Annotated in this window: 10 protein-coding genes; 4 read left to right on the top strand and 6 right to left on the bottom strand. The window is 67.3% G+C overall.

The genetic code is table 11. The features are described from left to right. Positions 1 to 107: 107 nt before the first annotated feature. From ftsZ to recN, 4 genes are all read left to right on the top strand, one after another. Positions 108 to 1748: a cell division protein FtsZ gene (ftsZ, locus tag P0X85_RS06480; protein WP_275810317.1), complete on the top strand. Its 1641-nt coding sequence runs from the start codon at positions 108 to 110 to the stop codon at positions 1746 to 1748. Positions 1749 to 1994: 246 nt separating this feature from the next. Beyond that, a complete protein-coding gene (lpxC, locus tag P0X85_RS06475) occupies positions 1995 to 2915 on the top strand; it encodes a UDP-3-O-acyl-N-acetylglucosamine deacetylase (RefSeq protein ID WP_420851793.1) in 921 nt (306 codons plus the stop codon). 187 nt (positions 2916 to 3102) lie between these two features. Continuing rightward, positions 3103 to 3951 (top strand): outer membrane protein assembly factor BamD, encoded by an 849-nt coding sequence (locus P0X85_RS06470; protein WP_275810314.1) that lies wholly within the window; start codon positions 3103 to 3105, stop codon positions 3949 to 3951. 36 nt (positions 3952 to 3987) lie between these two features. Further along, complete coding sequence (gene recN, locus P0X85_RS06465; RefSeq protein WP_275810311.1) at positions 3988 to 5637, top strand: DNA repair protein RecN; 1650 nt, start codon at positions 3988 to 3990, stop codon at positions 5635 to 5637. 6 nt (positions 5638 to 5643) lie between these two features. Here the strand turns inward: recN and P0X85_RS06460 are convergent, their stop codons facing one another. Genes P0X85_RS06460 through cobN form a run of 6 tightly spaced genes read right to left on the bottom strand, consistent with a single transcriptional unit; the run spans position 5644 to position 12691 of the window. After that, complete coding sequence (locus tag P0X85_RS06460) at positions 5644 to 6405, bottom strand: TonB family protein (RefSeq protein WP_275810308.1); 762 nt, start codon at positions 6403 to 6405, stop codon at positions 5644 to 5646. Next, positions 6402 to 6830: a TonB system transport protein ExbD gene (gene exbD, locus P0X85_RS06455; protein WP_275810306.1), complete on the bottom strand. Its 429-nt coding sequence runs from the start codon at positions 6828 to 6830 to the stop codon at positions 6402 to 6404. Before exbD ends, P0X85_RS06460 begins: the two co-directional genes overlap by 4 nt. 1 nt (position 6831) lies before the next feature. Continuing rightward, complete coding sequence (exbB, locus tag P0X85_RS06450) at positions 6832 to 7506, bottom strand: tonB-system energizer ExbB (RefSeq protein WP_275810302.1); 675 nt, start codon at positions 7504 to 7506, stop codon at positions 6832 to 6834. Continuing rightward, positions 7499 to 7855, bottom strand: coding sequence for a DUF2149 domain-containing protein (locus P0X85_RS06445; protein WP_275810299.1), 357 nt, complete (start codon positions 7853 to 7855; stop codon positions 7499 to 7501). The genes exbB and P0X85_RS06445 overlap by 8 nt, the downstream gene beginning before the upstream one ends. Then, positions 7848 to 8366, bottom strand: coding sequence for a MotA/TolQ/ExbB proton channel family protein (locus P0X85_RS06440; protein ID WP_275810296.1), 519 nt, complete (start codon positions 8364 to 8366; stop codon positions 7848 to 7850). Before P0X85_RS06440 ends, P0X85_RS06445 begins: the two co-directional genes overlap by 8 nt. An 11-nt stretch (positions 8367 to 8377) precedes the next feature. Then, positions 8378 to 12691 (bottom strand): cobaltochelatase subunit CobN, encoded by a 4314-nt coding sequence (gene cobN / locus P0X85_RS06435; protein ID WP_275810293.1) that lies wholly within the window; start codon positions 12689 to 12691, stop codon positions 8378 to 8380. Between the last annotated feature and the right edge of the window lie 3 nt (positions 12692 to 12694).

Below are 12694 nucleotides of genomic sequence, written 5' to 3'. Positions count from 1 at the left end.
GAAGCGTGTTTTTTGGGTGACGCTTCGGCGGAATCTGTTTAATATCAGCCTAATTTTCGGGGAATTCGGTCGGGACAGGGCCGAACACAAAATCACAGGCGGAACCAATGACCTTGAATCTGATGATGTCGGAGCACCAGGACCTCAAGCCGCGGATCACCGTGTTTGGGGTGGGCGGTGCCGGCGGCAATGCCGTCAATAACATGATCGAGCAACAGCTCGAAGGTGTCGAGTTCGTGGTGGCCAACACCGACGCGCAGGCGCTTCAGCAGTCCAAGTCGCAGGCGCGCGTCCAGATGGGCGTGAAGGTGACCGAAGGTCTCGGTGCGGGGGCACGTCCCTCGGTCGGCGCCGCCGCCGCCGAAGAAACCATCGAGGAGATCGTCGATCACCTCGCGGGTGCGCATATGTGCTTCATCACCGCCGGCATGGGCGGCGGCACCGGCACGGGCGCCGCCCCGATCATCGCCCAAGCCGCGCGTGAGCTGGGTGTTCTGACCGTCGGCGTCGTGACCAAGCCCTTCCAGTTCGAGGGCTCCAAGCGCATGCGTCAGGCCGAAGAGGGCATCGAGGCCCTGCAAAAGGTCGTCGACACGCTGATCATCATTCCGAACCAGAACCTGTTCCGCCTCGCCAACGAGAAGACCACCTTCACCGAGGCCTTCGCGATGGCCGATGACGTGCTCTATCAGGGCGTCAAGGGGGTGACCGACCTGATGGTCCGTCCGGGCCTGATCAACCTCGACTTTGCCGATGTGCGTGCCGTGATGGACGAGATGGGCAAGGCAATGATGGGCACCGGCGAAGCCACCGGCGACGAGCGCGCCGTGCAGGCCGCAGAGAAGGCGATCGCCAACCCGCTGCTGGACGAGATCTCGCTCAAGGGCGCGAAGGGCGTTCTCATCAACATCACCGGCGGCTACGACCTCACGCTGTTCGAACTCGACGAAGCGGCGAACCGCATCCGCGAAGAGGTGGACCCGGACGCCAATATCATCGTCGGCTCGACGCTGGACCCGGAGATGGAAGGCGGCATGCGCGTCTCCGTCGTGGCGACCGGCATCGACGCTGTGGCCGCGACCACCGAGATTCCGGTGCCGCGCCGTTCGCTCGCCGAGCCGCTCAAGCCCGCGCATGAGCCGGTGGCCGAAGAGGTGAACCCCGCGCCCGCGCCGCAACCGGCCCCGCAGCCGGCGCTGTCGGTGACCTCGGCCCAGCCCGTTGCTGCCGCCGCAGCAGCAGCGCAACCGGCGCCGCAGCCCGCGCCGAGCCTGTTCGACGCGCCCGCCGCGCAAACCGCCGCCGCAGCCCCCGCGCCGCAAGCCGCCGACGATCTGCCGCCGCCCGCCTATCAGCCGCGCGCCGCAGAGCAGAACCTGCATGTCGACGAAGACCCTTCGGCCTATGTCGCGCCGCGTCCGCGCGCGCCCGGCACGCCCTCGCCCGAGGCGCTTGCGCGTCTTCAGGCAGCCGTGAACAAGGCGCCGATGCAGCCCGTGCAGCGTCCGATGGCCGCGCCGCAGCGTGCCGCCGCACCGCAACCGCAGCCGCAGGCCGAAAAGCCGCGCTTCGGGATCAACTCGCTCATCAACCGGATGACCGGCCACGGCCATGAAGGCCAGCCGCAGCACGCCGCGCCGCAGCGCGCGCAGGCCGTGCAGCCGCAGCATTCGGAATACGAAGACGAGGCTCCGCAGGATCAGGACCGCATCGAGATCCCGGCTTTCCTGCGCCGTCAGGCCAATTAAGCCATCACAAAACCACCTGAAAAGGGCTGGCCTGCGCCAGCCCTTTTTCTTTGTAAAACAGATACTTAAATGGCCGTAAGCAGGGTTTTGCCCCTTTGCGACAGTTTTGTTTCAAAGCGTTACAAAGAGTGAATTGTGATGCGGGCCGGGGGTGACTAACTGATCATGCGGTTCCGGGCCCTGAGTCTCTCTGACGCTCAACGGCACGGGAAAACAAGCGTAAGGCGGCAGCGAAAGGCCACTATCGTGCAGATGACGATTGCAAAACCGGTTGCCTTTGAAGGCGTGGGCCTGCACACGGGCGCCCCCGTGCGGATGGTGCTCCATCCCGCGCCGTCCGATCATGGCATCGTGTTCCGCCGTACCGATATCACCGACCGCAACCCGCGTATCGCCGCGATCTGGGATCGCGTGACGCCCTCGAAACTCTGCACGCTGATCGAGAACGAAGACGGCGTGTCGGTTTCGACCATCGAACATATCATGGCGGCTCTGGTCGGCGCGGGCGTGCACAATACGCTGATCGAGATCGACGGCCCCGAAGTTCCGATCCTTGACGGCTCCTCGGCCGAATTCGTCGCAGGTATTCAGGCGGCGGGCCTGCGCGCGCTCAGCGGCGCGCTGCGTGCGATCCGCGTGCTCAAACCCGTCGAAGTCCGTGAGGGCGAGGCAGTGGCCCGGCTTGAACCGGCCGCGTCGCTGGTCATCGACTTCAGCATCGACTTCGCAGACGCCGCGATCGGCAAGCAAGAAAAGCGGCTCAACATGGCCAATGGCGCCTTCGTGCGTGAGTTGATGGACAGCCGCACCTTCTGCCGTCAGGCCGATGTGGACTTCATGCGCGCCAATGGCCTTGCGCTCGGCGGCACTTATGAGAACGCCGTTGTGGTCGATGGCGACAAGGTTCTGAGCCCGGGCGGTCTGCGCCATGCGGACGAACCGGTGCGCCACAAGATGCTCGACGCGCTCGGCGATCTCGCGCTTGCGGGCGCGCCGATCCTTGGCCGCTATGTCGGCGCGCGCGCGGGTCACGCGATGACCAATCGCCTGCTGCGCGCACTCTTCGCCGATCCCGAAGCTTGGGAATGGGAAACCTGTTCCCCTGCACAGGCTTACAGCCTGCCGGGCGCGGGCGTGTGCCGCGCTGCCGGTCTGGCCGCCCGCTGATCCTCTGCCCGCCTTTCGGGGCGGCGGTGACCCGTTCGACCCGATCCGGAATTTCCGTGGCGCTTCCGTGCGAAAGGCGTTTTGCGCCCCGGATTTTTCTGTGCTAGGACAATCGAAGCAGGGCCGCTTGACGGTCCCGAAGGAGGTGCCGGAACCGCTCCGGCACAAGAATGGATAAGGGCAGGGCATGGCGCGCGGCAGATCGCTGGCTACTCGTTTGGCAAGTCTTGTGCTGATTTCGGCTCTGGCGGCCTGTGGCGGGGGCGGTTCGGACGAAGTGCCGCTCGAGAATTTCACCGCCGAGGAAATCTACAAGCGTGGCGAATATGAGCTGGAGGTCGGCAATCCCCGCCGCCCGGTCGAGGCGCTGCGTTATTTCTCCGAGGTGGAACGCCTCTATCCCTATTCCGAATGGGCGAAACGCTCGCTGATCATGCAGGCTTTCGCGCAGCACCGCTCCAAGGATTACGAGGCCGCGCGCGCCTCCGCGCAGCGTTTCCTCGACACCTATCCGGGCGACGAGGATGCGGCCTATGCCAAATACCTCCTTGCGCTGAGCTATTACGACCAGATCGACGAGGTTGGCCGCGATCAGGGCCTGACCTTCCAGGCGCTGCAAGCGCTGCGTGACGTGATCGAGGAATATCCCGACAGCGATTACGCGCGCTCTTCGATCCTGAAATTCGATCTCGCCTTCGATCACCTCGCCGCCAAGGAGATGGAGATCGGGCGCTACTACCTCAAGCGTGGCCACTACACCGCCGCGATCAACCGCTTCCGCGTCGTGGTCGAGGACTTCCAGACCACCGAGCACACGGCCGAGGCGCTGATGCGTCTGACCGAGGCCTATCTCGCGCTTGGCATCACCGACGAGGCGCAGACGGCAGCCGCGATCCTTGGGCACAACTATCAGGGCTCGCCCTTCTACGACGATGCCTATCGTCTGCTGACCAAGCGCGGGCTGGAGCCCGAGGGCAAGGGCGATAGCTGGCTGACCAAGGTTTATCGGCAAGTGCTGCGGGGCGAATGGCTCTGATCCGGGTCCGCGCCCGGAGCCGATGCGGGATCAATCATGCTGCGTCACCTTGAAATCCGCGACATGCTCATCATCGCGCATCTCGATCTCGAGTTCCGCGATGGTCTGAACGTGCTCACCGGCGAGACCGGGGCGGGCAAGTCGATCCTGCTCGACTCGCTGGGTTTCGTGCTGGGCTGGCGCGGGCGGGCGGAACTTGTGCGCAAGGGCGCGGAGCAGGGCGAGGTCACCGCCGTTTTCGACCTGCCCGAAGGCCATCCCGCGCACGCATTGCTGGCCGAGGCCGGGCTGCCCGGCGGGTCCGAACTCATTCTGCGCCGCGTGAATACCCGTGACGGGCGCAAGACCGCCTTCATCAATGACCGTCGCGCCAGTGGCGAGGTGTTGCGCGCGCTCTCCGCGACGCTCGTGGAATTGCACGGCCAGCAGGACGATGGCGGGCTCTTGAACGAGCGCGGGCACCGCGCGTTGCTCGACGCTTTCGCCGGCCATGATGCGCTGCTCGATGCCACCCGCGCCGCCTGGGCCGAGCGTGCCCGCGCGGCCAAGGCGCTGCGTGCCGCCGAAGCCGCCCGCGACGCGATCCGTGCCGAAGAGGAATTCCTGCGCCACGCGGTCGGCGAACTCGATCAACTCGACCCGCAGCCCGGCGAAGAGGCCAGGCTCGATGCCGAGCGCCGCCTGATGCAAGGCGCGGAAAAGATCCGCTCCGATGTTGCGCGCGCGCTGTCCGCGCTTGGCCCTGAGGGCGCAGAAGGTGCGATGCGCGATGCCGACCGCTGGTTGCAAGGCGCGGCGGACCGGGCCGAGGGGCGTCTCGATGCGCCGCTGACCTCGCTCGAACGCGCGCTGATCGAGTTGGGCGAGGCCGCGCAGGGCGTCGAAGACGCGCTCGATGCGCTCAGCTTCGATCCGCATGCCCTCGATGCCTGCGAGGAACGGCTCTTCGCGATCCGGGGGCTTGCCCGCAAGCATGGCGTGCTCCCCGACGATCTGGGCGGTTTCGCTGCCGATCTGCGCGCGCGTCTGGCTGCGCTCGACGCCTCCGAAGGCGATATCGCCAAGCTGCAAAAGCAGGTGGCCGAGGCGGGCGCGCGCTTCGATGCGGCGGCTACGGCCCTGTCGGCGGCCCGCGCCGAGGCCGCAACGCGCCTCGACGCGGCCATGGCGCAGGAACTCGCGCCGCTCAAGATGGAACGCGCAGTGTTTGCGACCTCGTTCAGCGCGGGCGAACCCGGCCCCGAGGGCATCGACACCGTCGCTTTCACCGTCGCCACCAATCCCGGCGCCCCGGCTGGCCCGCTCAACAAGATCGCTTCGGGGGGCGAGCTTTCGCGCTTCCTGCTCGCGCTCAAGGTCGTGCTGTCCAAAGGCGCCGACGCGCTGGTAATGATCTTCGACGAGATCGACCGCGGTGTCGGTGGGGCGACGGCCGATGCGGTTGGCCGCCGTCTGGCGACGCTGGCCGCCGGCGCGCAGGTCCTTGTCGTCACGCACAGCCCGCAGGTCGCCGCGCGGGGCGGGCATCATTTCCGCGTGCAGAAATCGGTCTCCGACGGGATGACCACCTCCGAGGTCGTGGCGCTCCCGCCCGAGGCCCGCCGCGACGAGATCGCACGGATGATCTCGGGCGCCGAAGTGACCGAGGCCGCGCGCGCCGCCGCCGACGACCTGTTGCGCGGCTGACCCCCCTCACTTCAACGCGTAGCGCACCGGCACCAGCAGCGTAAGCAGCCCATTCGCGCCCGTCGTGGGCGGCGCAGGGTAGGGGGCCGCGCGCTCGACCAGATCCAGCGCCGCCGCATCGAGCGCCGCCGTCCCCGATCCCGTCACCAGCGTCGCCCCGGCAAACGCCCCCTCGGCGGTGAGCGACAGGCGCACCGTCGCCACGCCCTCGCATTTCGCGCGCCGCGCCTCTTCGGGATAAGTCTTTTCCTTTTGCAGCCGCATCTCCAGCTCCCGCATCCAAGCCGCCACTTGCTGCGGATCCGCCGCCCGGCGCGTCACGGCTTGTTCGCGCGCGCGGTCGGTTTCGGCCAAGACATGCGCGTCCGAATGAGTGGTGGTGCTTTGCGCTACGGCCTCTTGCGGCGGGGCAGGCGGCGGTTCGACCGGTTCCGGTTCCGGTTCCGGCTCTGGCTCTGGCTCTGGCTCTGGCGCGGGCACCTCTTCGGGGACCGGCTCGGGCTCCTCGGGGGGCGGCGGCGCCTCGACCGGGTCCGCCTCGGCAATGGCATCCTGTGCGCTCGCCTCCGCGCCCAAGGCCAAATCCTTTGCTTCCGTCCCGCGCGAGGTCGCGATCTCGGCCAGTTCCACGACAAAGGCCCCTTCGGGCGCGGGCAGGGCGGGGGGCTGCGCGCGGCCAATCACCGCCACCGCCACCGAGGCATGGGCCGCGCCCGCAAGCGCCAGCCCGATCAGCCAAGGTGCCACTGTCCGCCCCGTGTCTCTCATGGCGCGCCGCCCTGAATTTCCCGCGTGACCAGCGCGACCTTGAGATAGCCCGCGCCGCGCAACTCATCCATCACCGCCATCAGCGCGCCATAAGGCACGCTCTCATCGGCGCGCAGGTAAAGCCGGGTCTCGGGATCGGCCCCGGTGGCGACCTCAAGCGCCGCCGCCAGCGCACCGGGCGCGACCGGCTGCTCATTGAGCATCAGTCGCTGCTCGCCCGTCAGCGTGAGAAATAACGGTTCCGCGTCGCGCGGGGTCGCAGGGGCCGCGCTCTGCCCCGGCAGGTCCACCGGAATATCGACCGTCGCCAGCGGCGCCGCCACCATGAAAATGATGAGCAGCACCAGCATCACGTCGATGAAAGGCGTGACGTTGATCTCGCTCATTTCCTCGGGGCTGTCATCGGTGTAGAGCGAAAATCCCATCTCACGCCCCTCCCTGCGCGCGGTCCAGATCGCGCCCGGCAATCGCAAGAACCAGCGCGCCCGCATCCGCAAGCCCCGCACGCTGGGCCGCGACCACGCGCCCGAGCGCGTTGTAGATCACCACTGCCGGGATCGCCGCGCCAAGGCCCACCGCCGTCGCCAGCAACGCCTCGGCGATGCCCGGCGCGACCACGGCCAGATTGGTCGTCTGGCTTTGGGCAATCGAGACGAAGGAATTCATGATCCCCCAAACCGTGCCAAAGAGCCCGACAAAGGGCGCGACCGCCCCGATCGTGGCCAGCACCCCGGTGCCCCGCTGCGCGCGCCGCCCTTCGCCCGCCTCGATCCGCGCGATCCGAAGCGCGAGCCGCTCCTTCACGCCCGCCGCGGGCAGCGTGGCCCCAGAGGCCTCGATCTCCAGCCGCGCCTCGGCGAGCATCCGTGCCGCCGCGCCGCCAAGCCCCGCCAGCGCATCAAGCCCGGACGCGGCCCGCAACCGCATCAGCGCCCGGCCCAGCCGCACCCGCTGCGCGGCCAGCTCGACCCCTTTGGCAAACAGCACCGTCCAGCTCACGACAGAGGCCGCCACGAGGATCAGCAAGATCGCCTGAACCACCGCATCGGCATTGTGATACATCCCCATCGGCGTGAGGTCGGAGACGACGAGATCACTCATTGGTCCCCTCCTGCGGCACATAGACCATCGAGCCGTCCTCCATCCGGTAAGCGATCCCCGCCTTTGTGCCCGTGCCCGAGCCGATCTGCCCGGTCGCGGTAAAGGTCTTCATCTCCTTGCCGTCCTTCACGGTGATCTCCATGTCAGGCTGGCCCGCATTCTTGATGACCGTCACCTGTTCGACCGAGAACGGGTTGAGCGGGTTCTCCATCACGGTGATCAGAAGCACCGCGATGATGACCAGAAACACGTCGATGATATTGACGACCGACAGGATCGGGTCGTCGCCATCGTCATCGTCGAGCACGCCCAGCCGGTGGTGCATCTCTGCTTGGTGAAGGTCAGACATGGGCGGCCTCCGGCAGGGCGACGACCTGCGCCTTGGCGCGGGGCGCGCTCAGGATCTCGTCCAATTCCTCGAGCAGCCAGCGCCGCCGCACCGAGAGCACCGTGTAGGTGATCGCCGCCGCCAGCAGCGCGATGATCACGGCGGCGAAAGCGATCACGAGGTTCTCGGCAATGCCGCCGGTGTCGCCCTGGCTTACGGCCACGAGCGCCGGACCCATCGGGATCATCGTCGCCACCAGCCCCAGCATCGGCGCCACCCGCGAGATCACCCGCAACGGCTCCAGCCGGCGCAGAAGGTGCAACTCCAGCGCGTCGCGGCTCGCCTGCGGATGGGCGGCGCGGTAGCGCGCGAGCGGGCGCATCCCTCCGCGCCCCGTCCAGCGCATCGCGGCCTCGGCGAGAAACCCGCCCAGCCCTACGAGGGCCGCCACGAACATCAGCGACAGGATCACCAGAACCGGGGTCAGGAACAGTTTCGAGACCTCGAACATCAGCGTTTCAAGCATGGTCATGCGCGTTCTCCTCAGGCGATGGCGCGCGGGCGGCGCCAAAGCGCTCCCGCCTGCCAGACAAAGCCGAACCCGATCAGCAAGAGCGGGATCAGCGCGTAATAGTGCGGGGGGGCAGGGGGCGCGGGGGGCTTGGCCTCTTCGCGCAATTCCTGCCCGCTCACCGGCTCGGGCGTGCCTTGCGCAGGCTCCGGTTCGCTCGGCGCCGCCTCGGGCGTCATCGCCGCAAGCGTGAGCCCAAAGCCCGCCGCCTGCGCCGCGACATAGTCGGTGAACGTGTCGTTCTGCGAGACGACATCATGGGCGGCCGCGACCTCGGTATAGGTCTCGATCAGCTTGCGCAGATCCTCTTCCGAGGCCTCCCAATAGCCCTTGCGGATCGCCTCGATCATGCGCTCTGCGATCTGCGCCATGGCCTGCGGGTTGGTCTCCTCGAACCACTCGCGCACGCCCAGCTCGTAGCGGTCCTCGACATAGACGGCCATGAACTCGCGCCACTGATCGTCGCGCACCACGTCGCGATCCATCACCTGCCAGCCCCAGAAATTGTTGACCGTCTTCAACAGCGCCAGCGTGCCCGCAAAGCCCTCGTCCTGCATCTCGGCCACCCAGCGGGGATGCTGATAGACCGCGCGCAACTCGGACGCCATGAACCCTTCGGCCGATTGCAGCTTGGTGCGGTTCGGGTCGCGCATGTTCGAGATGTAAAGCGCAGGGCTTTCCCCGTCGATTGCCCGGATCGCAAGGCTCAGCCCACCCAGATATTCGAACGGGTGGTCGGTATCCAAAAGCCCGCGCAGGTTCGACGAGCGTGAGAACACCGCCGCATCCGTGCCTGCCAGTTGCAGCGCGAAGGCATCGGGCGCACCGGGGATGCCATCGCCCAGCTTCTGGCTCCATTGCGCGCTGTCCGGCCCATAGGCCCAGCCCATCCGCATCAGGTAGCCCGCAGACAACTGCCCGTCATCTTCCTCCCAATCGCCGCTCATCATCACCGCGTCGGGCAGCCCCGTGCCATAGTCGCCGCTTTCCGTGCCGAACATCCGGGTCAGCGCGTAGTTTTCGGCCACGCCCCCCTCGACGCCCTGCGCGCGCAGCGCATCGGCGATCCGGGCGGTGTTGGCGCGCAAGGGGTTGTCCTCGGGGCCTTCGTCCAGCGCATTGACCATGACGATGGCCTCGTTGAACCGCTCCATCACATTCGGGAACTGGTCCCGATAGAGCCCCGTCAAAGAGATGACCGGGTCGATCCGGGGGCGACCCAGCTCTTCGAGCGGGATCACCTCCATGCCGGTCACGCGCCCGCCCTCATCCCAGATCGGGCGCACGCCCATCGCATAGAGGATCTGCGCCTCCAGCATCCCCAGATGGCGCATGGTTTCCGTGCTCCACATCGTGAAGGCGAGCTTCTTCGGCGCCGCGCCATGCTCGGCCTTGTGGCTCTCGATCAGCTCCTCGATCGCCTTCTGCCCCGCCACATAGGCGTTACGGGTCGGGATGCGCGAGGGGTCGAACCCGTAGACATTGCGCCCCGTGGGCAGCGCGTCGGGGTTGCGGATCGGGTCGCCGCCATAAGACGGGTCGATCCAGCCGCCCGAAAGCCCGGTCAGCACCGCCGCGACCTCGCCCGAGCCGTCCAGCATGTCCCGATACTGCCGCCCCTTTTCGACCCACTCGGCCATGGCCGGATCGGCGGGCGCGTCACCCAGCACATGCTGGATCACGAATTGCATCGGCACGGTCTGTTCTAGCGTCTCGAACCCGGCCTTGAAGACCTCGCCCGGATCGACGCCAAGCGCCTCGTAGAAGGGCGCCCCCATCATCTGCATCACATTGGCCGCCATCGAGACCTGCGTGTCCGGCCCGGTCCCGAACGTGTGCAGACCCAAGGGCTGCATCTGCCCGCCCAGATCTTCGAGCAAGGTCTCCAGATCGCGGGCATGGGCCTCGAAATCGGCGGCCAAATCGCCTTCGGCCAACCCCAGATCCTTGTCGAAGCCCACGGCCACGGCCTTCTCGGTGATCTGCTGGCGCAGCGCCTCACGCGCGGGGCCTTCGACCACGTTGTGATATTCGCGGAACAGATCGTTGATCGCGGTCAGGTCCGGCGACAGCCCCGCCGGCGCGAAAGCCGGGGTCTGGTAGCTCACCACCACGCCCCGCCCGCGACGTTTGACGTGGATCGCCTCACCGATATTGTCGACGATATATGGGTAAAGGATCGGCACATCGCCCGCCAAAAGCTGCGGATCGTCATAGGCCCAAAGCCCGCGCTCCTTGCCCGGCGTCCATTCCTGCGACCCGTGCGTGCCGTAATGGATCAGCGCGTCCTGCGTCTTGCGCAGCCACAGATAGGCCGCGAGATAGGGGTGGTTCACCGGGACCTGATCGTCATGGAACAGGTCGTGCTCCATCTCCTCCATGCCGTCCATCACGATCATGCCGCGCGGCGGTTGCGGCAGGATCGTGAGGTTGCCCAGTTGCAGGCGCGGGATGATGAAGCCCATCTCGCCCTCGCGCATGGCAAGCCACTGGCTTTCCTCGGGTGTGCCCCAGCCCCGGTTGATCCGAAGCTGCACCGCGACGGGCAGCGCATCGAACCACGCGTGATACTCGGTAAGCGGCAGAAACGCCCAATCCTCGCTCTGCACAAGGCGCCCCATCGCCTCGGCGCGGTAGCGCGGCGCCATCATCCCATGTGCCCGCGCGATCACCTCGTCTTCGGTGAAGGGCGCGATGTCGTATCCCGCCCCCCGCATCGCCCCCGCCAAATCGACCATCGAGCGCGGCAGGTTCAGGTTCGAGCCGCCCATATTGGTCTCGCCCGCGGGTGTGTTCCAATACACCATCGCCACCCGCTTCTCGGCATTCGGCATCTGCCGCAGCGCCGCCAGCCGCATCGCCTTGGCCAGCGCCAGCTCAAGCTGTTCGGGCATCGGCGTGATCACCCCATCCTCGACCGTCGAGAGCATCACCGGGTCCTGCATCCCGATATATTCCGCATTGGTGAGCGTGAACGGTAAAGAGAACGCATCCACCCCCGCCAGATCGGCGAGATAGGCGGCGCGGTCGCCGTCACGGTAGCTCATCAGATGGATCACCGGGCGGCCCATGGATTGCAGCCACGCCTTGCGCCCATCGGGATTGCCGCCGATGAAGGTGTTCACCAACAGCACATCGGGCAGAACCGCGCCGTTCAGCGTGACCAGCGGTTCCTCGGTCACCTCGCGGCCATAGGCGCGCGGGTTCGGGAAGCTGCCCGCGCCATCTTCGGGCGCGGTGCCGACATCGAAGGGGCTCGAGCCAAAGCCGGGCGGAGGACCGCCTGCCGAGGCGGGCTTGCCTCCGGCCCCCTGCGGACGGCCAGAGCCACCCGGTCGCCCCGAGGCTTGCGGTGTGCCACTTTCGGGGCGTCCGGTGGCAGCGGGTTTGCCGCCCTCGGGCCGCCCGCCAGAGGGTTGCCCCCCCCGCGCTTCGGCGGCATCGCTATTCGCTTCGGTCCGGCTCTGGCTGCCAGCACGCGCCAGCCGCGAAGCCCGGTAAAAGGCGAGCGGCACCGCGCCCTTCGCCTCGATCCCCGCCACGATCTGATCGAGCATAAGCGTCTGCCCGTCCGAGATATAGGAGGACGAAAACTCCATCGCGATCACCGGGCGCGCGCCACGGGCCCTATGCGCGGCCTCATACCAGTCCAGATAGGAGGGCAGGTCGGCAAAGACCCGCGCGGCACCCGGATGGTAAATCCCGCCATTGGGCAGATCGACCGGCGGCGCGATCGCGGCAAGGTCTTCGCCCCGCACCATCGCCGCCACATATTTCGCAAGGTTTTCATGGTTCTCGCGCGTGCCCGCGACCCAATAGCCAAAGAGCCGCTCAGCCCGCTCCGGCGCAATCGCCCCCATCGCCACGCTGCGCGGATTGCTCATCACCGAGACCCGCACACCCGGCAGACCCGCCGCACGCAACGCAGCCCCAAGCGCGCCCTCGACCACCGCCTGATCGTTCTCACGCGGCGCATCGACCACCAGAAGATCCGCCCCCGCAAGCGCGGCCGCAACCTCGGCCTCGCTCGACGTGTCGGCATAGACAAAGGCGAACTCCACCCCCTCGCGCGCCGCCGCCTCGCGCATCAGGCGAAACTTGGCGGGCAGCACGAAAGAGGTCGAGACCACCGCCAGCTTGGGCCGATCCTGATCCGCCCGCGCCGGAGAGGCGACCGGGGCCAGCGCAAACAGCACCGCCCCCAGAAATACCGCCACCCGTGCCGTGATCCGCGCGCCAAACGACGCGCGATGTCGGGGCCGCAGCCCCTTGCTCGCTTGGGTCATCGG

Origin of the sequence: Pseudothioclava nitratireducens, from assembly GCF_029210495.1 — a bacterium.
GTDB classification, from domain to species: Bacteria; Pseudomonadota; Alphaproteobacteria; order Rhodobacterales; family Rhodobacteraceae; genus Pseudothioclava; species Pseudothioclava nitratireducens.
This window is presented reverse-complemented; position numbering and strand designations above follow the sequence as displayed.

Excerpts from the sequence above, each read along its gene's own strand:
- exbB (WP_275810302.1), bottom strand. The coding sequence starts at position 7,506 with ATGAGTGATCTCGTCGTCTCCGACCTCACGCCGATGGGGATGTATCAC.
- recN (WP_275810311.1), top strand. The coding sequence starts at position 3,988 with ATGCTGCGTCACCTTGAAATCCGCGACATGCTCATCATCGCGCATCTC.
- P0X85_RS06440 (WP_275810296.1), bottom strand. The coding sequence starts at position 8,366 with ATGACCATGCTTGAAACGCTGATGTTCGAGGTCTCGAAACTGTTCCTG.
- P0X85_RS06470 (WP_275810314.1), top strand. The coding sequence starts at position 3,103 with ATGGCGCGCGGCAGATCGCTGGCTACTCGTTTGGCAAGTCTTGTGCTG.
- ftsZ (WP_275810317.1), top strand. The coding sequence starts at position 108 with ATGACCTTGAATCTGATGATGTCGGAGCACCAGGACCTCAAGCCGCGG.
- P0X85_RS06445 (WP_275810299.1), bottom strand. The coding sequence starts at position 7,855 with ATGTCTGACCTTCACCAAGCAGAGATGCACCACCGGCTGGGCGTGCTC.
- P0X85_RS06460 (WP_275810308.1), bottom strand. The coding sequence starts at position 6,405 with ATGAGAGACACGGGGCGGACAGTGGCACCTTGGCTGATCGGGCTGGCG.
- exbD (WP_275810306.1), bottom strand. The coding sequence starts at position 6,830 with ATGGGATTTTCGCTCTACACCGATGACAGCCCCGAGGAAATGAGCGAG.
- cobN (WP_275810293.1), bottom strand. The coding sequence starts at position 12,691 with ATGACCCAAGCGAGCAAGGGGCTGCGGCCCCGACATCGCGCGTCGTTT.